Source organism: Alcaligenes sp. GW821-FHT11D07, from assembly GCF_058808495.1.
Genome location: NZ_JBXART010000002.1, coordinates 179,638 through 203,282, shown reverse-complemented (window position 1 = coordinate 203,282; position 23,645 = coordinate 179,638). Strand labels below are relative to the sequence as shown.

19 protein-coding genes and 1 tRNA gene are annotated in these 23,645 nt (G+C 53.4%); 7 read left to right on the top strand and 13 right to left on the bottom strand.

All coding sequences use genetic code 11. The annotated features are described in order from the left end of the window. Nucleotides 1-7: 7 nt before the first annotated feature. Genes AC1RSM_RS09530 through AC1RSM_RS09515 form a run of 4 tightly spaced genes read left to right on the top strand, consistent with a single transcriptional unit; the run spans nucleotide 8 to nucleotide 4,697 of the window. Complete coding sequence (locus tag AC1RSM_RS09530) at nucleotides 8-1,555, top strand: nucleotidyl cyclase domain-containing protein (protein WP_492931880.1); 1,548 nt, start codon at nucleotides 8-10, stop codon at nucleotides 1,553-1,555. Then, nucleotides 1,555-3,246, top strand: coding sequence for a ThiF family adenylyltransferase (locus AC1RSM_RS09525; RefSeq protein ID WP_492931878.1), 1,692 nt, complete (start codon nucleotides 1,555-1,557; stop codon nucleotides 3,244-3,246). Before AC1RSM_RS09530 ends, AC1RSM_RS09525 begins: the two co-directional genes overlap by 1 nt. Then, complete coding sequence (locus tag AC1RSM_RS09520) at nucleotides 3,243-3,749, top strand: M67 family metallopeptidase (RefSeq protein ID WP_492931876.1); 507 nt, start codon at nucleotides 3,243-3,245, stop codon at nucleotides 3,747-3,749. Before AC1RSM_RS09525 ends, AC1RSM_RS09520 begins: the two co-directional genes overlap by 4 nt. Before the next feature lie 21 nt (nucleotides 3,750-3,770). Beyond that, nucleotides 3,771-4,697, top strand: coding sequence for a TIR domain-containing protein (locus tag AC1RSM_RS09515; protein ID WP_492931874.1), 927 nt, complete (start codon nucleotides 3,771-3,773; stop codon nucleotides 4,695-4,697). A gap of 330 nt (nucleotides 4,698-5,027) precedes the next feature. Here AC1RSM_RS09515 and pycC read toward each other — a convergent pair whose 3' ends face one another. The 7 genes from pycC to nadE form a co-directional block, all read right to left on the bottom strand. Next, a complete protein-coding gene (gene pycC, locus AC1RSM_RS09510; RefSeq protein ID WP_492931872.1) occupies nucleotides 5,028-5,717 on the bottom strand; it encodes a Pycsar phage resistance system uridylate cyclase PycC in 690 nt (229 codons plus the stop codon). Nucleotides 5,718-5,797: 80 nt separating this feature from the next. After that, nucleotides 5,798-6,709 (bottom strand): Pycsar phage resistance system effector protein PycTIR, encoded by a 912-nt coding sequence (gene pycTIR / locus AC1RSM_RS09505; RefSeq protein WP_492931870.1) that lies wholly within the window; start codon nucleotides 6,707-6,709, stop codon nucleotides 5,798-5,800. A 185-nt stretch (nucleotides 6,710-6,894) separates the two neighbouring features. Continuing rightward, on the bottom strand, nucleotides 6,895-7,467 hold the full coding sequence (locus AC1RSM_RS09500) for a plasmid mobilization relaxosome protein MobC (RefSeq protein ID WP_492931868.1): 573 nt from the start codon (nucleotides 7,465-7,467) through the stop codon (nucleotides 6,895-6,897). A 493-nt stretch (nucleotides 7,468-7,960) separates the two neighbouring features. Then, nucleotides 7,961-8,263, bottom strand: a complete 303-nt coding sequence (locus AC1RSM_RS09495) for a hypothetical protein (RefSeq protein WP_492931866.1) — start codon at nucleotides 8,261-8,263, stop codon at nucleotides 7,961-7,963. Between the two features lie 652 nt (nucleotides 8,264-8,915). Further along, a tRNA-Leu gene (locus AC1RSM_RS09490) sits at nucleotides 8,916-9,000 on the bottom strand. A 232-nt stretch (nucleotides 9,001-9,232) separates the two neighbouring features. Then, nucleotides 9,233-10,306 (bottom strand): AI-2E family transporter, encoded by a 1,074-nt coding sequence (locus tag AC1RSM_RS09485; RefSeq protein WP_492931864.1) that lies wholly within the window; start codon nucleotides 10,304-10,306, stop codon nucleotides 9,233-9,235. A 588-nt stretch (nucleotides 10,307-10,894) separates the two neighbouring features. Further along, complete coding sequence (gene nadE, locus AC1RSM_RS09480; protein ID WP_492931862.1) at nucleotides 10,895-11,722, bottom strand: NAD(+) synthase; 828 nt, start codon at nucleotides 11,720-11,722, stop codon at nucleotides 10,895-10,897. Between the two features lie 256 nt (nucleotides 11,723-11,978). On the opposite strand from nadE, the gene AC1RSM_RS09475 reads away from it, so the two are divergent. After that, nucleotides 11,979-12,632, top strand: a complete 654-nt coding sequence (locus AC1RSM_RS09475; protein ID WP_492931860.1) for a GntR family transcriptional regulator — start codon at nucleotides 11,979-11,981, stop codon at nucleotides 12,630-12,632. An 81-nt stretch (nucleotides 12,633-12,713) separates the two neighbouring features. On the opposite strand, the gene AC1RSM_RS09470 is transcribed toward AC1RSM_RS09475, so the two are convergent. The 6 genes from AC1RSM_RS09470 to ilvD all read right to left on the bottom strand — a co-directional run bounded on the left by AC1RSM_RS09470 (nucleotide 12,714) and on the right by ilvD (nucleotide 19,674). Then, a complete protein-coding gene (locus AC1RSM_RS09470; protein WP_492931858.1) occupies nucleotides 12,714-14,105 on the bottom strand; it encodes an amidase in 1,392 nt (463 codons plus the stop codon). A 53-nt stretch (nucleotides 14,106-14,158) separates the two neighbouring features. Next, nucleotides 14,159-15,451 (bottom strand): TRAP transporter large permease, encoded by a 1,293-nt coding sequence (locus AC1RSM_RS09465; protein WP_492931856.1) that lies wholly within the window; start codon nucleotides 15,449-15,451, stop codon nucleotides 14,159-14,161. Continuing rightward, nucleotides 15,452-15,964, bottom strand: coding sequence for a TRAP transporter small permease (locus AC1RSM_RS09460; RefSeq protein ID WP_492931854.1), 513 nt, complete (start codon nucleotides 15,962-15,964; stop codon nucleotides 15,452-15,454). It abuts the gene before it with no gap. Between the two features lie 19 nt (nucleotides 15,965-15,983). Then, entirely contained in the window at nucleotides 15,984-17,006 is a 1,023-nt protein-coding gene (locus tag AC1RSM_RS09455; RefSeq protein ID WP_492931852.1) for a TRAP transporter substrate-binding protein, read from the bottom strand. 151 nt (nucleotides 17,007-17,157) lie between these two features. Further along, nucleotides 17,158-17,643: a cupin domain-containing protein gene (locus tag AC1RSM_RS09450; RefSeq protein WP_492931850.1), complete on the bottom strand. Its 486-nt coding sequence runs from the start codon at nucleotides 17,641-17,643 to the stop codon at nucleotides 17,158-17,160. Between the two features lie 171 nt (nucleotides 17,644-17,814). Next, the gene (ilvD, locus tag AC1RSM_RS09445; protein WP_492931848.1) at nucleotides 17,815-19,674 is read right to left on the bottom strand and encodes a dihydroxy-acid dehydratase; all 1,860 of its coding nucleotides are present in this window, start codon (nucleotides 19,672-19,674) and stop codon (nucleotides 17,815-17,817) included. A 162-nt stretch (nucleotides 19,675-19,836) separates the two neighbouring features. On the opposite strand from ilvD, the gene ppc reads away from it, so the two are divergent. Further along, nucleotides 19,837-22,671 (top strand): phosphoenolpyruvate carboxylase, encoded by a 2,835-nt coding sequence (ppc, locus tag AC1RSM_RS09440; protein WP_492931846.1) that lies wholly within the window; start codon nucleotides 19,837-19,839, stop codon nucleotides 22,669-22,671. 148 nt (nucleotides 22,672-22,819) lie between these two features. Continuing rightward, nucleotides 22,820-23,602, top strand: coding sequence for a sulfite exporter TauE/SafE family protein (locus tag AC1RSM_RS09435; RefSeq protein WP_492931844.1), 783 nt, complete (start codon nucleotides 22,820-22,822; stop codon nucleotides 23,600-23,602). Nucleotides 23,603-23,645 lie beyond the last annotated feature (43 nt).

The following is a 23,645-nucleotide window of genomic DNA, read 5'->3' as shown; positions in this document are numbered from 1 at the left end:
GGGGTGTATGCCAAAGCGAACTTGGAAAGAGGACAACGCGAAATTGCGGATCGCCACACGCTTGGCGGAAGTCAACAACGTAACGATCAAGAACTACGTGCGCGACACCGACTTGAGCAGTCTTGGAACAAACGTTGCTTATCGGGTTGATGGCGTACACCTTTATGTCGACATCAGTAACATCAAAGAGCTGCTGGAAACCACTGTGGTCGATGGCGAGCGCTCACATAAGCGTGCCCTTCGATTTCTCAATAACCATTACCGAGCGGTCAGAAACATTCTGCAGAGCGTTGAAGCCATTCAGGTTGACTTCCATAACCAGCGACTACACGCTGTATTTGCCAAGCCATACAATGATGAGGCTGCGCGCGTGCATAAAGCGGTTGCAACTGCCCAGCTCATTAGGGATGCCCTCTCCCGGATTGGCGAGAACGAGGATGACCCACTTCCGGCTGCTAAAACCCGGATAGGAATCGACACGGGAAAGGCCCTCGCAGTTAACAACGGCCGCCGGCGCGGCCGTGAACCTCTGTTTTTAGGTAATCCAGCAAACCAAGCTGCAAAACGGGCTAGTTACGACTTAAATGTTGAGGGCATCTTTATTACCAATGCCGCTCGTGCTGCAGCAGGGTGGGATAAGGCGATCAACGATTACACGACCGCTCTCACTGAGAAGCAAATCACGAAATCACAAGAGGAGGCCGACCTCAGCATAACTGTGGATAGAGTCGTTAAGGATTGGGAAAAGGACCTGCAAGACAACCCAATCGGGAAGTTCGAATTCACACGGCACACACCTCCATATAGCGACCTTGACCTAGAAGTGTTGACACCGAAGAACTCTCGTCGACAGGAGGCGACTTCCATTTATGCCGACATCGATAACTTCACCAAATATGTGGAAGAGCGGATTAATGATGACGATGAGGCGATCGATGCCATCAAGACACTCCACGTGCTGCGTAGCGAGCTCGATGCTGTGCTTTATGAGGATTTTGCAGGCAAGAAAATCCGATTTATTGGTGACTGTATTCATGGCATCTTAGTCGAAGGTACCTCAGCAACAACTGATAATGCAGAGACGGCAAAAAACGCAATGCTGTGCGCGGCGGCAATGCGCAGCAGCTTTGCCGTCGCTCTGAATGAGCTGAAAACCGAAGGTATTGATGTTGGAAGCTTGGGCTTGGCAATCGGCTTGGAGCACGCATTCATTGCTGTGACCCGGCTAGGGGTTAAGTCTGAAATGATTCGATGCTGCATCAGTCGGTCAGTGCTTGACTCTGAAACAGAACAAAAGCGTTGCAATGGCCGCCAAACGGCTATTGGACCGGGGCTGTATACCCACGCCCCCCAGGCATTTCGGGATCTATTTGAGACCGACCGACGACGCTCCAACTTCGATTACGCTGCAGCTATCGAGGCTTTAGAGCCCAAGGAGGAGAGCAAAGGGTCAACTAACTCAAGCTCTCTCCTAAAACCAGCGACAGCTGCAGCCGCAGGATTCTCTTTCAAGGCCACAGCCGAGCCGTCTAGGACCCTTGCAGGCTTTTCCTAATGGCATGGTTTGAGTTGCGCCCACGGCGCTTAGCACATGAACAGAGAGCTCTTGCTGCACTGGTAGATGAAGGTTGGGTGGCGAGAGCTGACTGGACTCTCAATGCCGCAGCACAGTCCGCTCACGTCGACGTTGATTTCACTGGAGGCGGTCAACTGCGGCAAGCGCGACTGGAGTATCCCTTCATCTATCCAGGCGCGCCACCGCGCCTAGTCCCACGACAGGCGGGACAACGCTGGTCGACTCATCAATGGGGCAATGGGGAACTTTGCTTACAGTTGCGCGCCGATACTTGGCGCAAGGCATATGACGGTGCAGATATCCTTAGAAGCGCGCGGCATTTATTGGATACAGAAGGAGCCGCGGACGACGCCTCCGGCCAAATGGGAGTGGTCCCGTCTGAGCATCGCTTCACCTACGGTCAAGCACTTAGCTGGAGTAATACACGACTTGTACTGAGCGATGAGCTGATCAGCACGGTCAAAAGTAGAGTAACTACGCCTTCCATATTGGACGTAAAGACGAATTTTGTTGGCGACACGTGCATCTTCATCGCTACCGGCATTGCAGGCTCAGCGCAACACGAATCGTGGGTAGACCAATCTATCCCATCAACTATCGGTGACACTCAACGAGAAGGCGGTCGGATTGCAGCCATTACGGAGGGCGACCAGAGGCATATAGCATTAACAGCCCAGGAGATGTCTTGTGCTGAGCGTTGGGCAGCGTTCTCATCTATCCCATTCCACGTTCCAAGCCTCATTGTCGGGTTGATAGGTAATAGAGTCATTGCTCTGTTTCTCAGTCTAGATAACCGTGTTTTTAACGTCACAAGTATCCATATGGATCAGCAACAACGCACCCCTGCGCAAAACGAAGTACTCAAAGAAATGAGGGTAGCCATCCTCGGCTGCGGCTCGATGGGAAGCAAAGTCGCAACGTCCTTGGCAAGAATGGGCGTTGAAAAATTTTTCCTCGTCGATTCCGATATCCTGCACGTAGGAAATCTGGTCCGCAATGAACTCGACTGGCAAGGGGTTGGCGCTCATAAGGTCGATGGACTGATTGACCTCCTCCAACGAATCAACAGCTGCGTGGCTGTTGACAAGTGGATAAATCACTTTGGTGGTCAGACATCTGTGGATACCCTAATGCGTTGCCTTGCTCAATTGCAAACGTGTGATCTGATTGTCGAAACCACGGGCAGCGGACAAGGGTTCATCTATGCTGCATCAGTGTCTGAAGACAAACTCATACCAATGGTCTGGGGTCGTGTATTCGGTGGAGGGTTTGGAGGCTACATCGCCAGAAGCCGACCAGGGATTGAAGCAGCGCCTAACCTTGTACGAGATAGTATCTATTCTTGGCTCAACAGCCCAGAGCATCCTGAACCGCCACCTTCAGCAGGTATTGACTACGCCGCCGGGCCAGATGATCAGCCGCCGTTGATTGCCGACGACGCAGATGTCTCGGTAATCTCCGCGCACCTCACGCACTTTGCAGCTGACCTGCTGCGCAGTGGACAAGACAGCGAGTACCCCCACTCAGCTTATGCGATTGGTCTGCGTAAAGAGTGGATCTTCGATCAGCCTTTTGACACGCGTCCCATCGGCGTGGCCGATGCATCCATCGTGGATGACCCATGCCCTGATTCAAACGGCTACTCATCCGGGGCTAAGGCACAGCCGTGATCGAAATAGTACTCAACAGCCACTGTATCCGAAAGCTCCGTAGGGAATTAGAAGCAGCAGGCCCGAATGAAATTGGCGGCGTACTCGCTGCTGAGCAGGTGGCTGATGGGAGATTTCTCGTTCTCGATTTGTCAGTTCAACGCGATGGTACTGCGAGTCATTTTGATCGGGATCCTATCCAGCATGTTAAGTTCATCCGGCGTTTTCATGAGCGCATGGGAAATCGCCCTGAGCAGTTTAACTACTTGGGCGAATGGCATTCGCACCCCTTGTATCCAGCAACGCCAAGTTCGGAAGATTTCAGCCAGATGCAGCAACTGGTCGAGGATATAGACCAGGCTTCAACCTTCTTGGCCCTCTTGGTGGTCAAACTTGATTCACAAGGAAAACTCCGAGGCTCAACACATGCTTTTCGACCTGGCCAGATACCGGTCCGCTGCACTTTGAGAAGTAAGGACGTTGATGGTATTAACGAAGAAGGGTTATCGATTGTTTTTTTCTAAAACAAGCAATAAGAGAAAAATATGGAAGTGCTAGAAAGATTTAAAGATCACGGGTTGCTTACCGAGACTTTATTAAATCAAACAATCATTCGCGGTGATCAAGAGGTTGCCAAAGCATTCGCATCAGCAGGCGAAGTAGTGAGCTTTCCTCAAGGAACAGTTCTCATCAAAGAAGGGGAAGCAGACCGGGATATGTACTTCCTGCTTCTGGGTACAGTCATGCTGTCTGTGAAAGGCATGCTGCTTTATCCACGCGAAAAGGGGCAGACTGTTGGCGAGATTTCTGCCGTAAACCCGCTCGTGACACGTACTGCTACGGTCACAGCAACTAAACAAACCATCGCGTTGAAGGTTTCCCCCCAGACGCTGGACGAAATTGCTAAGTCTCAACCAAAGGTTTATCTACTAATTGCACGCGAGCTTTCAAATCGCTTAGCACAGCGAAACAGCCTAATCAGACCACCAAACACGCGACCACGGGTGTTCTTTATCAGCTCAAAGGAAAGCCTCGAAGTCGCGCAGGCTATCCGATACGGCTTGAGATACTCTGATGCAGACTCCACCCTCTGGTCTGACGACGATATTTTTCCGCCCGGAGCATACCCGATAGAAGTTCTTGAACAACAGGTCGATATGGCTGACTTCGGGGTTGCAATTGCACACCCGGACGACATCGTTTATTCGAGAGACAAGAAGTCCGCCGCACCGCGTGACAATGTGCTATTTGAACTAGGGTTCTTCATGTCCCGTCTCAAGCGAGGCCGCACCTTCTTGCTCGTTCCGAATGGTGGTCCCGATCTGAAAATGCCATCGGACTTTAAGGGGCTAACGCCCATCGGATACACGCCACTTACCTATGCGCCAGATGAGGAGCCTGGAAACGTATTGACCAACACTGTATATGAGCTTGATCGACGCATAAAAAAGTTGGGCTGCAGACAACTGTGACAAGCGAGGGCATCTTACGCGAACGGCAGCAACAGATAGGAAATGGTTATCCAAGAGCTGCAATCCACAGGTTTATATGCTAGCCGATAATTCAAGCGATGCAGCCTGGAACGGCGGCAATCGCGGTACGGAAGGGGCGTTCCCAGACTGACAAACGGCAGCTTAGCGACGAGCGATTACCAAAGAAAATAGGTCTTTGGGATAGGTAGATAGCCACTTGTACAATGGAGGGCAACAGACATAATTGATGAGCCTGGAACCCATCTCCTGAGAACAGAAGTACTAAACTATCCAGACGGCGAGAGCTAGAACGATACCCTGCTAGAAATGCTACACGGCCCATTTCCACGTTGACGTATATGTAAAGATTCCCATGTTCTCCCAATACTCTTGAGTCCACATATTCACTCCATTTGAGTACTTTAATTCGTCAGCCAACATGTTGTAGACGTCGGCAGTGATGCGAGTTGGCTTGCCGGGGAGACTTGTGAGCTTGGCGGCGTAGTTCGCAGCTCGCCCGATCCAAACGAGGTCATTATCTCCACGCACACCGATTCGCGCAGCTCTCAGTTGACTTGTATCAATGCCAACGACATGCCTCAAGACAAAATCCGTTTTCCATCTTTTCGCAATGGCTGGCTGGATGACATCTAGGACGGCGGCGTTAATTTTTAGGGCGCACCGAGCTGCGGACGTACTCTTCAGACTCCCAGTAAAGACTGCCATCACTCGGTCTCCGTCATAAGCAGTAATGACACCCCCTTCGTTCTTGATGATGTCAGACGCACACTTTAAGAAGGTCTTGTAGATCTGCGCGCTGAATTGCCATTTCTTGGTGTTCACCATATCGGTAGACCCATCCAAGTCTGCGTAAAGAACCGTTGCGGCCTTAAGGTCTTTCGCATGGTTGGAGTTGAGGCGCAAGCCCTCGGGATTAGGGACACCAGCAGTCTCTTGAACTTCCCATTCACCAGCGAAAGTTTCATCAACCCATTTCTTTAAATCATCAGCCAAAGCCATTAGCACTCCCTTGTGATTACTCAGCCGAAGTCAGATACTACACAGGCCACCTTCGGGTTAAGGATCGATTTTCGGGCTTGTTAGGAGATCGTCCCAAGGCTCATGATGTGCTTCCGGAGCGCCACCGCCGCCGGACCAAACTTCGCCTCTGTATCGGTATACTCGTCGAACACATAGGGGATCGTCGTCACGCCAGCCATGTCGCTCGGAAGCTTGACGCCCTCACCGCGCGGCTCCATTAAGATCGCACGTTTGCGGCCAAGACGTCCCATAAATAGGCCAAGCTCGAAGACTACGTTATCGCGCGGGGCGGGCCATTCATTGCCACGGGAATTGGTAACATCGTCGCCATGCGCGATCGCCACCGCAAAATCGCACTGATCCAACTCATACTCAATATCATCAAGCGTATAGTTTGCAACTTTGAACACCCCCTGGTTCCACGGCACTGTCAGGAACTTATCATGTGCGAACATTGATTGGAGCAGATGTGCGACTCCAAGCGCTTCAGCACTAGAAATTACGAAAACCCGAATTTTTTCACGCTTCGCACTTATGAACTGATTACGTTCGCTCAAGCGTTGAGAGAGTTCTTTTGCCATCCGGCGCCAAATGTCCGGGTACCGGCTGCCAAGCTCACTCAGTTGCTGCTCTGTGATTTTTGCGATAAGAGAATCCTCAGCCGCGATAACCGTCGCAGATCGTTTCTGGACCGGCTCTACAGCTGACATCTCCCCAACCGAATCACCGGAGAATCGCCGGCGGATCCGTGTAGCATTGACGACAATGTCGAACGCCCCGGCAATTATGAAATACAAGTCGTTATCGATATCGTTTTGCTGGATTATGGCGTCTCCACTCTTAACCGAAATCAGTTCAGCCATGTCTGCCAATTCCACAGCCAAAGCCTTGTCGCCGCCGACCAGCTTTTGGCCTGTGAACGCGTCAATACGCAGTCGTTTTCCAGATTCCCCAGTAAATCTCCCAATCACTCTTATTTTCTCCTTACAACCTTATGTAAATTCACCTCAACGATTATTCTAATAAGTAATCGACGGAATATACACTCGTTAATTGCTAACAAGTCTTGGATTTACTCCTTTTGTAGGAATCAGGATGAAAATTAATTCTTCGGATTCTTGTGTTCTTATTAGGTGCTGATTAGTAACTATATCCATTACAAGCGGGCAGTCAAAATCCGCTCATCCAAAATTCCACCTCTCAATATTTGCCCTAATGCTGTCACTTGATTTTTGGACGTGTGCGTCGATAATTTCCCTAAGCTCTTCAATACGTTCAACAATACAGGTTCGTATTTTCCTTCATTCAAACGCGGGGCAATTTGGTTTAAATTTCGCCCTACCGCCAAGAGCTGAAAGTTAGACTCTCCCAAGATTTCAATCTCTTGCATTGAAAGCTGTGGCTCATGCTTAAGAGCGGCTCGTAGCGCATCGATCACAAACTGCCGCACAGAGCAGTTTTCCTCACTGGCTCTAGTTGCTAGAGCATCTCTTTCAGAGTCCGTCAGCATAATTTCAAACCGTTTTTTTGAGTTGTGTTGAACCTCCTCCACTAGCTTAAAAATCGTCCTGGGTCTGCTGACCTGTAATCCATCAAGTTGCTTTTCTATAGCTTTTTTAATGGCTGTGCTTGGTGCTTTTCCTATACGCAAACAATACTCATCCCATTGAGCTCGTACCTCTGGCCGTAGCCTGACGCTCAAAATCGAACTAGTCTTCTCAGAATTCATATCAACACCTACCAAGAGGGTTTTGCCTGTGTCTACACTGCGTGTATGACAATTCACCGGCGGTTAGCCTATCCTGCAATAGTCCTTACCCCCATCCGTTTCTTGGTCATGGTCAAGGTTTTTTCTGTTGATGTAATGCACCTTATCTGATTGCTCACAGACTACTAAGCATCCCGAACTAACCCACTCAACCTTGAATTCCTTGGTCATGACCAAGGAATCCCAATCCGACAAGTCAAGAGGTCTCCAACCGTGATTGGCGCCTATGGGTGTCAAGGGCAACACCGGAAGCCGCAGCACCCACCTGGGCGACCGGGCGAGGATGTTGGGCGTAGCCTTCACCCTTGATGCACATGGATGCCTTACAGCCTATTGGCAAGGGGCAGGAGCAAGGCAAAGCCGCTGAACCTGCCCCAGCAGCCTGTCCGGCAAGATCGGACGCGGGATGCAACCCGAAGGGGGTTGCTCTAGACACTACAAGACTCAAACCCTCTTAGCGTTCATGCTCCTGGCTCGGTAACGGGTAGGAGCGGGCAATGATCTCCATGAAGTTTTCGTATTCACGGCGACCGAGGGTAGAGGGTTTGGCTCCAGTGCGATTTGCAGCCAGCGTTATTTCCTCAACGTCTCTAGCGCGGCTAAAGACAAGATCAGCCTGCAACGCAGTTAAGGATGCTGGATCATTCATGCGATCCCATTGCTGTAGCCAGTGAGCGATGGATTTGCTATCGGGAACGCCTCCCATCGACACCCGCATTAGACGCAGCAGGGCGTGGTGCTCATTGATCGTAAACATCGCCAATCTCCTTTGCCCGCAGTGCCACCTTGGCGGCCCCACTGGATTTTCTGTAGCCTTTCCATAACGTGCTGACGATAGGCGGGATTGAGCATCGAGTTCCCCGCTGCAAGATGGCTCAAACGACCAGCCGTGACCATTTGCACACTTTGCAGGTCTCGTCTTGTACTTTGCCTGTTTAGCCCAAGAGTCACGGGCAACGCAGCAGCCTGGGCAACATCTCGCAAAGTGATATCTGCCGACAAGATGCCACCAGCCAAGGCAGCTCCGGCCTCATATGCCCTCTGTAACAAAAAGAGCTTCACGCCCGTCACGATAAAGATTTCAAGCATGGTAGCAATCACGTGATCAGTGGTCACTGCCAGTACCTTGGCAGTAAGCGAACTGAAGAACCTCGTACCCATGCCAAGGAGGGGACCACCAGGAAAAGTGTGTCTATAAGCCCTGAGCAATAGGTCGATTGCTGAGAAGAGCTCTTCACATGTTTTGAGGGGAATGGCGTACGCAGCAGTAATTTATCTAAGGCAATAGAAAAACCTCAGAACGCAGCAAGCGTACTGAAACTATAGATAAACAGCTTTTTGGGAGAGTGCCGTGCTGGGGCTATGACTTGAATCGCGCTAAGTGCTTGTGAACACTAGGGATTTTTTAGTGGTGCCCGGGGCCGGAATCGAACCGGCACGCCTTGCGGCGGGGGATTTTGAGTCCCCTGCGTCTACCAATTTCACCACCCGGGCTAGGTATGGCAACCTGGGAATCCAGGCTTGGAAGGAAAGAAAGTTATTATACGCAGATTCTGGGTGGTTTTGGCAAGTGCGGGAGTAAAAATTTTATGTTTTTGCTCCCGCACTCTAAAAAAAGGCCTCTAAGCCCTATCAAACCTGTGTTTTCTACCCGCTTTGTCACAGCTGGTTAAGCCGATAAACAAGATCAAAGCTGGCGGGATAGGCATCCAGCCAGATAAGCGCCCTACTCTGAATGCTCAACTGCGGCTACCTGTCCATTGCGAATCCATTCTCGCCAGATCGCTACCAGCAATGCCATCAGCACCGGGCCGATGAACAGGCCCACGATACCCATGGTCTGCACACCGCCAACCAGACCAAAGAAGGTTGGTAGGAATGGCAGTTTCACCGGGCCGCCTACCAGGCGAGGCCTGAGTGTTTTATCAACGATGAACAGCTCAATCGCACCCCACAGGAATAGGCTTACACCAGCGACAAGATGACCCGAACCGACCAGGTATAGAGAGACCAAGGTGAATGACAGCGGTGCGCCGCCGGGGATCAAGGCCATGAAGCCGGTAATCACCCCCAACAGCACTGGCGATGGGACACCGGCAATCCAATAGGCGATACCTAGAACCACGCCCTCGCCCAATGCGATCAGGCCCATGCCGGTCACGGTGGAGTTAACCGTTGCAGGCACAACGCGGGAAAAGCGCTGCCAGCGGGTGGGCAAGATACGCTCGCCAACAATATCCAGCTGGGCCAGCAATCTGTCCCCATCTTTAAAGATGAAGAACAAAGTGATCAGCATGAACAGCACCGTCAGCAACAGATGAAAGACGTTGCCAGTTGCGGACAAGACCATGCGGTAAATATTGCCCAGATGCTGACCGCTAACCATCTCCACCAGCTCACCCAAGGCGTGTGGCTCTCCCAGATACAGCTGCCAATACTCCGTCAGGCGCTCGCCCATCAGGGGCATGGCTTTAATCCATTCGGGAGTAGGTGTGCCGTATCGGTTCGCCGCCAGGGCCCAAGTAATGAAACTGCTGGCTTCTTGGATTGCAAAGGACAAGGCCAAGGACAGGGGCACAACCAGGACGAGGATCACGGCCAGCAATGCTAACGTCGCCGCCAATGCGTTGCGGCCGTTGCAGCGTACAACCAGTCGTTTATATAAGGGCCAGCTGGCCAAGCCGATGATCAACGCAGCCAAGACAGGGACTAGAAATCCCTTCAGGAAATAGACGCCCGCGGCCAGCAAAAGCAGCAGCAGCCAGCGAGCGATTAAGAATGCGGGTAAGACAGGTTGCATAAACGGTGGAGACCCTCGTGTCTATTGGTCTGGGCATGGGTCGGTGCCCGAAAGTTTTTTGACGATAGCATGATCACAGCCCGAGGAATACCCGTTTCTTACAACAAGCTGATACTACCGTTTGATATGGGAAAAAGCTCTAAAGCAGTCACCACACTCAGAACAACTTCAAGCCTAGGCATGACAGTGTTTGCAATCCCTTGTGGTTTGCCTGAGCTGAACCAAAGGGATACAACAGGGCCACCTGAAAACGACTGTGCATCGTGCTTCGATTTGCCAAGTCTACTCCTGCTATTAGGCAACTGCTTAAACGGCAAGCACTCTTACACGCATACCAATGCTGATGTTCCAGTTTTGTAAGTCAAACTCCCCGCCATCCATCTACAAATTCTTTTCCCCAGAGCAAAAAAATACGCCCTTATTTTGGAGCTACACATTGAACGCCGAGGAACAGTCAGGCGTTTGGGGTGTGCTACAAAATAAGGGCGTCGTCCAGCTTAAATACTTATCAGCTTGCCTTGGCAATCATCTAGATACTGATGATATGGGCCTTTAGCCCGTTGGTCTGAGGAGATAAAAACCAAGCGTTCAAGGCGCCACCGGCAAAGCGCGTTTATGCGCAGACGTGCCATGAGTCTTCAGGATAATGAGCAGCGCTTCCTCTGCCACTTCTTTGCCTTCCAGAAAATCATCGATCTGCTCATAGCTGACACCAAAGGCATCTTCATCCGGCTTCAAGGGGCTCAGGCTCTCCAGATCAGCGGTAGGGACTTTAAAGACCAGCTCGTGAGACCCGCCCATCGCGCTGGCCAAAGCACGCACACGGCGCTTATTCAGACCAGCCAAAGGGGTGATGTCAGCAGCACCGTCACCAAACTTGGTGAAAAAACCCATTAAGGCCTCTGCTGCGTGGTCCGTACCCACCACCAGGCCACCGTTAGCACCCGCGATGGCGTATTGCGCGATCATGCGCTGGCGGGCCTTGATATTGCCCATCAAGAAATCCTGCTGAGCGGCATCGCGGAACTGCAAACCAGACGCCAACAACTGCTCCAGCATGGCATCGGACGCTGGCTTGACGTTAACTACTAAGGTTTGATCCGGCTGAATGACCGTCAGGCCGCTTTGCGCATCCTTTTCGTCAGCTTGCTCGCCGTAGGGCAAACGCACGGCAATGAACTGGGCTTGATGGCCTTGCTGGCGAGCCTGCTCTACCGCCCGCTGCGACAGGCAACCCGCCGCCAAAGAGTCCACCCCGCCACTGATGCCCAGCACCAAACTACGGCAGCCAGTGCGCAGCAGGTAGTCACTAAGAAAGCGGACACGGCGATCGATTTCTGCTTGAACATCAAAGTGATCCGTGATGCCCAGTTCTGCACGGATACTGGCTTGCAAAGCGCGTTGATCATCAGTCATGGCGCAGGCTCTCTACACAAAGTGAACAATAGTTCGATTGTAAAGGACTGCAGCAGCTGTGCGATATGGGATCCTTATTTATTAAAACTGGATTCTGTATATAATCTTCAGTTAAGAAAAACAAATTTCCCTTACTGAGACAAGCCCCTTAGCTACAACTCGGGCACCAGCAAACCAGCCCAGGCCTTCAGGCTCTCTGTATGAAATAGCGCATAACTACAACTCCTGCTGGCCGCAAGCTAACCAGACGTATCCCATGAGATCCTCAACCGAAATCGCAGACGAAATCCTTAGACGTATCCAGTCCGGTCATTACCGACCCGGCGACTCTTTGAGTCAGTACGAACTGGCGGAGGAGTTTCAAACCAGCCGCACCCCTGTTCGAGAAGCCTTGCGCTTTTTAGAGGCTCGTCGTGTGACTTCACTAACCAAGACCGGACGCACAATTGTTGCTATCCCTTCAGCCAAGTCCATCCGGGAAGCTTTTCAGATTCGGGCGGAGCTAGAGGGCTTGGCGGCACAATTAGCCGTGGACTGGATTAAAGATACAGACCTTGAAATCCTGATGCAGCATCAGTCTGACTATGCCCGCACCTTGCGATCGCGCGTACGCAGTGAAGAGGGATCAGAATGGTTGCAGCACAATCGCTCTTTCCATGACTTGATTACCGTGACCAGCCACAACGAGCGCTTACATGAGTTAATCCAGGAACTGCAAAACGATAGCGTATCGAGCGCCTTGAGCTTTGCTTCGAAAATGCCGCCGCGCTTAATGGAAGAAAACATTCTGGAGCATGAGGCGATTATCTCTGCGTTGGCGGACCGCAATGGCACAGCGGCCCGCGAAGCGATGACAGTGCACGTTGCCCAGACCATGAACCTTGTATTGGACTGGCTGCCAGATCGTTAATAAAAAACGGTGCCACCCGCAAGGAGAGGTGGCACCGCCCAAACAAAATCATTCGCCATCACCAGACAAATGACTCGATTGTTAAAACTGTGGCCTGCGTACCTGCAAACAATCCTCCACTAATTGGGCCACGCCCACCAACCACTCATCCTCGTACAGTCCAGCGACCAGTTGCACACCCACTGGCAAGCCAGAGGCACTGATTCCGGCGGGCAGGGAAATGGCTGGCTGGCGCGTCAAGTTGAATGGATAGGTATAGGGATTCCAATCCAGCCAGTTTTGTGACGCGGCATCCCCCGGAGCGTCCAGACCCGCCTCAAAAGGCAATATCGGGACAGTGGGCGTCAGAACCAGATCAAACTGGGCAAAGTGCCTGAGCATGGCCTCCCCCAACTTTTGTCTGCCGATCAAGGCTTGGTAATAATCTGGCAAGCTGTTCTGTTCTCCCCGGCTGGCAACCCGACGCAAGCCTTCGTCCACCAGGCAGCGCTGCTGCGCAGGCACTTGTTTTACCAACCAAGCCGTGCCTGCTTCCCAATGCGCACAGATCAGCTCTTTGGCATCGGCTAGAGGTAGTTCGGCAGGGACAATATGCGCCCCCTGCCCTTGCAGCTTTTCTACTGCTGCCATGATGACGGCCCTCACACAGGGGCTACAACGGTCATCCAGATGTAAACCAATACGCAGCCCTTGCAGACTCTTCACAGGTGCGCGTACATGGCGCGGCAGCGGGACCGAGTTCCAATCACGCGGGTCGGGCTGCATCATCACACTCAGCAAACTTTTTAAATCCGCAACGTTTCTGGCCATGGGCCCCACATTAGATAAAGTCAGCATGGGTCCAGCAGGCCAAGCAGGCACGCCCCCAAAGCTGGCTTTCATGCCAGTAACCCCACAGAAGCTGGCAGGAATCCGTGTGGATCCCCCGCCATCGGTGCCAATTTGCAGCGTCCCCATCCCCGCAGCCAGCGCCGTGGCCGCGCCACCGCTGCTGCCACCACTGGTCAAGCTGAAATCCCAGATGTTGCGCGTCACGCCCGTTAAAGGGCTATCCGCTGTTCCCTTCCAGCCAAACTCCGAAGTCGTGGTCTTGCCCATCAGGACTGCTCCGGCCTCTCGCATGCGAGCAACTGCCGGTGCATCGTCTTGAGCCGCTTGCGCTACACGCGCAGCACTGGAGCCATAGCCAGTAGGCAGGCCACGCACCAGGAGCAAATCTTTGACACCATAAGTAATACCATCCAAAGGCCCTAGCGATGCTCCCGCCATCCAGCGCGCTTCGGACTGAGCTGCTTGTTGCAAGGTCAGGGAGCGATCCAAATAGCAGTAGGCATTTACAAGGGGGTTCCAGCGATCAATGGCGTCCAGCGTCGCCCGCGCCACATCTACCGGGGAGACAAGCTTGCTTTGGTACAGACTATGCAGCTCCTGGGTGCTGGCATAAATCAAATCCAAGGGGCTTGGGCACGTCATATCAACCGGACTTTTTCCTCTGTCCATCGCTTCAAGAGTGTGATCCTTAGCCATCATGACGAGGCCTCCATCAAGCGAACCAGCACCAAAGAAATATCAGGCACATACGCCAAGATGAACAAGACGACGATGGCCGCGATAACAAAAGGCATGACACCACGCACCACCACCGCGTATGGCTGACCAGACACAGAGACCGTTGTGAACAGATTCAAACCAAAGGGTGGCGTAAAGAAACCCACCACCAAATTGACGCAAAACACTACGCCCAAATGGATAGGGTCCACACCCAATGCAATCCCGATAGGGACCAGAATTGGCGCCAGGATAACGATGCTGGCTGCCGCATCCATGACGCAGCCGACCAGCAGCAAAAACACCACCAGCAAAGCCAGATAAAGAAACTGCGTATCGAGCAACGGCGTCAGCTCAGTAACCATCAACATAGGAACCCGTGCCGAGGCCAGAATCCAGCCAAAAATACCGGCTGCGCCCAGGATAATCCCCACCATAGAGGCGGTATCAACCGAGCTTTTCATGACCTGCCACAGGGAACCAACAGTGAATTGCCGATAGCACACCCCCAGCACCAAACTGAACACCACACCCACGGCGGCCGCCTCGGTTGGCGTAAATACGCCGCCATAAATCCCGCCCAAAATCACCACAGGCATTAATAAGGACGGGATCGCCTTGAACGCCACCATCACCATCTCTTGCGAGGTATAGGAACGCGCTGGTGCTTTAGGCACCTTCAACTTTCTGGTCAACAGCATATGCGTCAGCATGAAAGCCATTGCCATCAACAAGCCGGGCAAGATATTGGCCACAAACAGTTTGGGAATAGAAACATTGACAGTTGCCCCATACAGAATCAAGGCAATGCTGGGTGGAATGATATTGCCCAAAGCGCCAGAGGAAGCCGTAATCCCTGTGGCAAGGGATGCCGGATATCTCTGTGCGATCATTGCGGGCATCATGATGGCACCAATCGCTGCCACGGTAGCGGGCGCCGAACCGGTCAAAGCACCAAACATGGCGCAGGCAATCACCGTTACATAACCCAGGGCACCTTGAACGCGCCCAACCAACATGTCGATCAGATCAATTAGACGCCTGGACAGGCCCGCTTTCTCCATCAAGTTTCCCATCAGGATAAACAGCGGTATCGCCAGCAAGGGAAAAGAATCCAGCCCCGCCATCACGCGCTGCGGCACCACAATCAGTGGCCGCATACCGGTAAGCAGCAAGAACAGCGCACTACACAACAACAAGGCAAAAGCAATGGGGATGCCCGCGATAAACAACGTGAACATCAGGCTAAAAAGTAAGAGCGCGTCTTGCATTTACACACCCTCCAACGCTGGGCGGGTCTGATTCCGATACCCGTCCAACAAGGCATTCACACATTGCACAGCAATGATGGCACCACCCACCGGCAAAGCCGCATAAACGTATGCCATGGAGATACGCAAAGCAGGGCTAAGCTGCTGGTAGACAATAGCTATCAACTGCAAACCCTGCACCAGCAGGACGATCGCACATGTAAAGATGGCGATTTGCACCATGCCATTGTGAATGCGACGGGCTTTGCCCTTTAAACGCATTACCAGCAAATCAATCACCGCATGACCATTGCTTTTAACCAGCACAGCCGTGCCCAGCATCACCATCCAGATAAAGCTATGCCGCGTGATTTCCTCGATCCACGGCGGGGAGTAACCGAAAAAATAGCGCCCAGCCACCTGCGCCGAAGCGGCCAGCACAATCAGCCCTAAAAACACCGCCCCCAAGGTTCTGCATAAGGTATCCAGGCGGGTACTGACTCTATCGGCCCAGTCGAGCAAAGAGTGTTTCATGATGGATCTCCGCCCAGAATTATTGAGAAAGTGCCATCGCACGAGTAACCAGCTCGGGATCAATCACCACCTTATATTTTTCATAGATAGGGGCAACGGCTTTACGAAACTGCGCTCTATCCACATCAGTATTGATAGACACTCCCGCATCCCGCAGTTTTTTCTCAACCTGCGCTTCATTTTGAAGCAGGAACTGGCGCTGCTCCTGCACCGCTTCGGTAGCAGCCTGCTGGAAGATTGTTTGTTCATCGGTGGACAAGGTGTCCCAGACCCGACCAGAAATCACAAGGGGCATTGCGTTGTAGACATGCTCTGTTCGGGACAGGTAGGGTGCCGCTTCATAAAAGCGACTGGTATAAAAAAGCGCCGTTGGATTCTCTGCGCCATCAATCGTCTTTTGTTGCAAGCCGGTGAATAACTCCGGGTACGCCATAGGGGTGACATTGACGCCCAACGCCTGCCAGGTATCTACATAAATGGGGCTTTCTGGCGTACGCACTTTCATGCCGCTCAGGTCCGATAAGCTGCGTATAGCGTGTTTAGAGTTATACAAATTGCGAAAGCCGCCGTGCCCCCAACCCAGAATCTTCAAGCCTGATTTTTCCAGGTCCGCCTCGATCGGATCCGTGAAACTGGAGTCCAGAGTTTTAAAGGCGGTTTGGTAATCTTTGAAAAGATAAGGCAGGTCAAACACCATCGCTTTTTTCTCGAAGGAGCCCAGGGTGAAACTGGCCAGCAAGCTCATGTCCACCGTGCCCAGCTGCATGCCTTCGGCCACATCGCGTTCACCGCCAAGCTGGGCAGCCCCCAGCACCTGAATCTTGATCCCACCCTTGGTTTGCTCTTCCACCCGCTTGGCAAAGTTCGTAGCCAGATAGTGGTACATATCTTCGCCCTGCTCGACCGAGACATGGGCAAGTTGCAAGGTACGCGGGCCTTTGCTTTCATTGTGTGTCGTGTCGCCCGAACCACCTTTTCCACATGCGCTCAGTGCGCCCAGCATCGCCAAAACAGCGATACCCAGTCGTGTCATTCGTTTCATGTTTGTCCCCCTGCATCCTGTGGTATTGAATTTCTGTTCAGTTTTATTAATTTTTCAAACCAAGCCTGATTGGTTTTTTTTGCTTGTTGATGCTGCCCATACCCGCAGACATGAGCAGCTTTCCTGTGACTCGCCAATCTAGCCAGACCGCTTACACCGCTCTGGACTCTTCCTCTAGGGAACGGCGGGTTTTCATGTTGAAGCGGCCTTCATAAATCGCGGGCTGACGAGTGGTAGGCCCCATGTACTGCACGTACAAAATCTCGCCATCTTCCAAAGTTGTCAGTGCATGTTCGTAATGTGGGTCGGCGTGAAACACCATGGTGCCTTCACCATAGACCACGCCATTAATCTCGAACTTGCCCGCCAGGATGTACCAGATCTGGGCAAAGTAATGGCTGTGCAAAGGGTGGCCCGACCCTTTTTCGTACTTCACCACGCCGGCATTAGGAATAGTCGGGTCTTCCTGGGTGGGGTGAAACATCATCTTGGTGGACTGCCCTTCGTAGCGCAGCTTGTCCCACTCCAGATCGTCTCGATGTTTAACGACCATTTCCTGGTGAGCGGCGGTCAATGGGCCTCCTATGCCACCCGGATTCAGAATTGGAGCCAGGGTAATTGGGTCTATTTCACTCATCACATCCTCCTTAAAAACCAAATTAGCAAAATGGGATCCCGTTTTGCATGAAATGGATTCTATCAGGACGATGGCACCGGAATATTCGTATTTACCCGGTATGTTTATTCGGCCCATAAAAAAACCCCACCTGCTTTTGGCAGGCGGGGTTTTCACAAACAGAACTAGTGCTTAGCGATCCAGTTGCGACACATCACGCACCGCACCACGGTCAGCCGATGTCGCCAAGGCGGCGTAGGCTTTCAGTGCTTGCGATACAACGCGATCACGGTTCACAGGCTTCCAGGCCTTGGCACCACGCGATTCCATCTCGGCGCGGCGGGCGGCCAGCTCTTCATCGCTGATCGCCAAGTGAATGCGACGGTTAGGAATGTCGATTTCAATGGTGTCGCCATCTTGCACCAAGGCGATGTTGCCGCCCTCTGCCGCTTCAGGCGAAGCGTGACCGATCACCAGACCGGACGAACCACCGGAGAAGCGACCATCGGTGAACAAGGCGGAGCTTTTGCCCAGGCCCATGGATTTCAGGTAGGAGGTGGGGTACAGCATTTCCTGCATGCCTGGACCACCCTTGGGGCCTTCGTAGCGAATGATGACCACATCGCCTTCTTTGACCACGCCGTCCAGAATGGCGGTAACCGAATCATCCTGGCTTTCGTACACGCGGGCGGTGCCGGTAAAGGTCAGGATGCTGTCATCCACGCCAGCGGTTTTAACGATACAACCGTTAATCGCCAGGTTGCCGTACAAAACGGCCAGGCCGCCATCTTGCGAGTAAGCGTTAGCCTTGTCGCGGATGCAACCAGCAACACGGTCCGAATCCAGGTCCTGATAGTAACGATCCTGGCTGAACGCCACTTGCGTTGGAATACCACCGGGGGCTGCGCGGTAAAAGTCGCTAATGGCTTTGACGTTATCGCCCTTGATGTCCCAGCGCTTGATGGCTTCACGCAAAGTGCCGCTGTGTACGTTGCCCACATCCAGGTTCAGCAGGTCCGCACGGCCCAACTCGGCCAGAATGGCCATGATGCCACCGGCACGGTGCACGTCTTCCATGTGGTATTCGGGCGTTGCAGGAGCGACTTTGCACAGGCAAGGAACGCGGCGCGAGATCTTGTCGATATCGGCCATCGTAAATTCCACACCGGCTTCTTGAGCCGCTGCCAACAAGTGCAGCACGGTATTGGTGGAACCGCCCATGGCCACATCCAGGGTCATGGCATTTTCAAAGGCTTGGAAGGTCGCGATGTTGCGTGGCAGGACAGATTCGTCGTCCTGCTCGTAGTAACGCTTGGCCAGGTCCACGATCAGACTACCAGCGCGCTCGAACAAACCTTGGCGACGAGCGTGGGTGGCCACGATGGTGCCGTTACCCGGCAAGGCCAAGCCCAGCGCCTCTGCCAAACAGTTCATGGAGTTGGCGGTAAACATGCCTGAACAGGAACCACAGGTGGGGCAAGCGCTGCGCTCAACGGCTTCGGCCTGCTCATCGGTGACGTTAGGGTCAGCCGCTTGAATCATGGCATCGACCAGATCCAGCTTGTGCAGCACGGTCTTGCCGTCTGGCGAGTAAACCTTGCCAGCTTCCATCGGTCCGCCCGACACAAAAACAACAGGAATGTTCAGACGCATCGCCGCCATCAACATGCCGGGGGTGATTTTGTCGCAGTTGGAGATACACACCATGGCATCGGCACAGTGTGCGTTGACCATGTATTCCACCGAGTCCGCGATCAGTTCACGCGAAGGCAGGGAATACAGCATACCGCCGTGGCCCATCGCAATGCCGTCGTCCACGGCAATGGTATTGAACTCTTTCGCCACGCCTCCGACCGCTTCAATTTGACGGGCAACCAACTGGCCCATGTCTTTCAGGTGTACGTGACCGGGTACGAATTGCGTAAAGGAGTTCACCACCGCAATGATCGGTTTGGAGAAATCCTCGTCTTTCATACCGGTGGCGCGCCACAGGGCACGCGCGCCGGCCATATTACGACCGTGGGTCGAGGTACGGGAGCGATATTGGGGCATGACTACTCTCTGAACAGGAAATTATGTAAAGATACCTATCATAATCGTCCCAAGGCGCTTTGTGCGCTTCATGGTCGGGCAGTCGTCATACAGTTGGGCGGCTACCGATCTGGCACCCAGAATCCTATGCAGCAAAACCCCTCATTTAACAGGAGATATATTATGCCGCAGGCCGTGCCTGACCTTTCCAACCTGCTCAGACAGGACATCCGCTTTCTGGGTAAAACCCTGGGAGAAGTGATCCGCGATAGCGAAGGAAAGGCGACCTTCACGCTGATTGAAGCCCTGCGCCGGGCCGCTGTCAGTTTCAGACGTGAACACGATCCGCAGCAAGCACGGATTCTGGAAAAAGATATTCCCAAGCTGAACGACGCGCAGGCCCGTTCCGTGGCCCGTGCCTTTGCTTACTTTCTGCACCTGTCCAATATTGCCGAAGACCGGGATCAAAACCGCCGTCGCATGGAGCAAGACCCCGAGCAATTGCTGGGCAGCTTGCAACATGCCATCCAGACCTTGATGGATCAGGGCCTCAGCGCCAAGAAAATTCGCCGTTATCTGCAAGAAGCCTGTGTGATGCCTGTTCTAACGGCGCACCCCACCGAAGTGCAGCGCCAAAGTACGCTGGCCGTGCATATGGCCATTGCCGATGAGCTGAACGGTTTGGACCACAAAGCAAGTGCCACGCAATCGGCCCGCACTCAGGAAAAACTGACAGGTCTGGTATCGCTGCTGTGGCAGACCCGCATGCTGCGTGATCACAAGCTGACCGTCATGGACGAAATCGACAACGCGCTGGCCTATTACGGCTCCACCTTTTTGCCGACGATCCCCCAGCTTTACCACGATCTGGATCGCTTGCTGGAGCCGGGCAAAAAAAGCCTGCTCGATCAAAAAACCCGCTCTTTGCCTGCATTTTTGCGCATGGGCAGCTGGATTGGGGGCGACCGCGACGGCAACCCCAATGTGGGCCCTGAAACGGTTGAACAAGCCGTACTGCGCCAGTCGACTCGCGCCCTGCAGCACTATCTGGAACAAATCCGCCTGCTGGGTACGGAAATTTCGGTGTCAGACGCCCTGAACCGCGTCAGCAAAGACTTGGCCGCCCTATCGGCCAGCAGCCAGGACCCATCCCCCCACCGTGTGGATGAGCCGTATCGACGCAGCTTTATCCATCTGTATGCGCGCATGGCGGCCACGGCTCAAACCTTGCTGGGTCGCGATCTGGCTGACCGCCCGACCTATGCCGCCACGCCCTATGCCAACCCGCAGGAATTCAAAGCCGAGCTGCAAATCATTGCTGACTCTTTGGCGGAAAATAAAGGCGGTGCCATCGCTGGCCTGCGCTTGAACGAGCTGATCCAGGCCGTGGAAGTCTTTGGTTTTCATCTGGCAACGCTGGATTTGCGTCAAAGTTCGGACGTTCACGAGCGCGTACTGGACGAGCTATTTCGCGTAGCCGGCACACAATACCAGGACGAACCGGTCAGTTACCGTCAGTTGTCCGAGGAAGACCGCATCACCTTGCTGCGCTCGGAACTGCGCCACCACCGCCCCCTGGTCTCCCCGTGGTATCGCTATTCGGAAGAAACGGAAAAAGAGCTATCCATTCTGCGCAAAGCGGCCGAATGCCGTCGCCGCTTTGGGCCACGCGCATTGGAACAAACCATTGTGTCGCACACCGAGACCTTGAGCGACTTGCTGGAAGTGCTGGTGCTGCAACAAGAAACCGGCCTGATTGTGCCCAACTCCAACGAGCCCGAGCATCAAGGCCTGATGGTGGTGCCCCTGTTTGAGACCATCCCTGACTTGGAACGTGGCCCGCAGATCATGCAGGAATGGCTGGACATGCCCGAAATCCGCCAACGTGTACGCCATGCTCAAGACAGCGTGCAAGAAGTCATGCTGGGTTATTCGGACAGCAATAAAGACGGTGGCTACCTGACGTCCAACTGGACGCTGTACCGCGCCGAACGTGAATTTGCACAAGTCTTTTCCCGCCGCAAGGTACGCCTGCGCCTGTTCCACGGCCGTGGCGGTTCGGTAGGCCGAGGCGGTGGTTCCAGCTTTGACGCCATTCTGGCGCAGCCACTAGGTACGGTGAACGGCCAGATCCGCCTGACCGAACAAGGCGAAATGATTCAAGGTCGCTACAAAGACGCGGATGTCGGTCGCTGGCACCTGGAGCTGTTCGTCGCGGCCACGCTGGAAGCCAGTCTGGGCGCCCGCAAAGGTTCGTCTAACGACGACGAGCACTTGGCCGCTTACGGTGATGCCATGGCCTGGATGTCCGAGCAAGCGCACCAAAGCTATCGCCAGTTGGTTTACGGGACACCCAACTTTGATCAGTACTTCTTCCAGTCCACCCCGATCAAGGAAATTGCGGGGCTGAACATCGGCTCGCGCCCTTCCTCGCGCAAAGCCACACAAAGCATTGAAGACCTGCGCGCTATTCCCTGGAGCTTCTCCTGGGCGCAGTGTCGCCTGCCCATTCCGGGCTGGTACGGCATGGGTACCGCGTTAAATCGCTATCTGGAATCCGGGCTGCCCAAAGATGGCCTGAACCGGGCCAAGCGCTTGGCTCAGCTACAAACAATGGCACGCGATTGGGCGTTCTTTCGCACGCTGCTCTCCAATATGGAGCAGGTATTGGCGAAAACCGACCTGGATATCGGCCTGAAATACGCCAGCCTGGTACAGGACGAGCAATTGCGCGACACCATCTTCACGCAAATTCGCGAGGAGTTTGAGCTGACACACCGCCTGTTCCGTGAAATCACCGGCCACGAATTGCTGGCTCACGATCAAGCGCTACAAGACGCACTGACGGAGCGCTTTGCCTACATCGACCCGCTGAATCACTTGCAGGTTGAATTGCTGCGCCGTCATCGTCGCCAAGGTGAAAAAGCCAACAAGCCCACGCGCAGCGGCGTCAACAAACAGCACGTGATTCACCTGACGATCAACGGGATTGCCGCAGGTCTGCGCAACTCAGGCTAAGACCTACGTATGGAGTATGGAAATTAGCCCATTAATAACCATTATGAATAAGCTAATTTCCAAAAGCAGTTAAGAGCGTACAATAAGCCCTTACTGCATTTTCTGAAAACGGCGTGATCCCAAACCGGGTCACGCCATCTTCCGGCTTATGACGCTCGCAATCTTTCTGGGTATGTTGACTGGCCTGTCATTAGGGCTGACAGGTGCTGGCGGCGGCATTCTGGCCGTGCCTGCTCTGGTTCTAGGCTTGGGCTATAGCATGACAGCGGCCACGCCGGTTGCCTTGCTAGCGGTTGGTGCGGCGGCCTTGCTTGGCGCTCTGGACGGTTTGTACAAACACATTGTGCGTTACCGCGCGGCCATGTTCATGGCCGTGACAGGAGCCCTGGTGACCTCAGTCGGCGTGCGCATCAGCCATGCTTTGCCAGAAAAAGTGCTGGTCACCTTGTTTGTGCTCATCATGCTGTGGATTGCCAGCAAAATGTTGCGTCGCCCCTCAATCACTCCGCCTGCTCATACTCCCTGTTGCCTGAATCCTGAAACAGGCCGACTGCGATGGACGCCGCTTGGCACCGTCACGCTGGCCGCTATCGGTGCGGTGGCAGGTTTGTTTTCAGGCATGTTGGGCGTAGGCGGTGGATTTCTGATTGTGCCCGCCTTAAAGCGATTCAGTGACTTGTCCATGCACAGTATTGTGGCCACGTCCTTAATGCTGATTGCTCTGATTTCACTGAGCGCATCTGCCATGAGCTTGGCGCATGGTGCCGTCATTCCCCTTAGCGGCTGGGTATTTGTAGCCGCCGCAATGGGAGGCATGGTGATAGGCCGACAACTTGCACCCCACATCCCCTCGCTACGTCTGCAACAAGGCTTCAGTATTTTGACGGCGGTGGTTGCTCTGTCCATGCTGGCACGCACTTATCTGTTTTAAATCTTCGCCACGACGACAGTCTGCAGACAAGAAAACACATCGG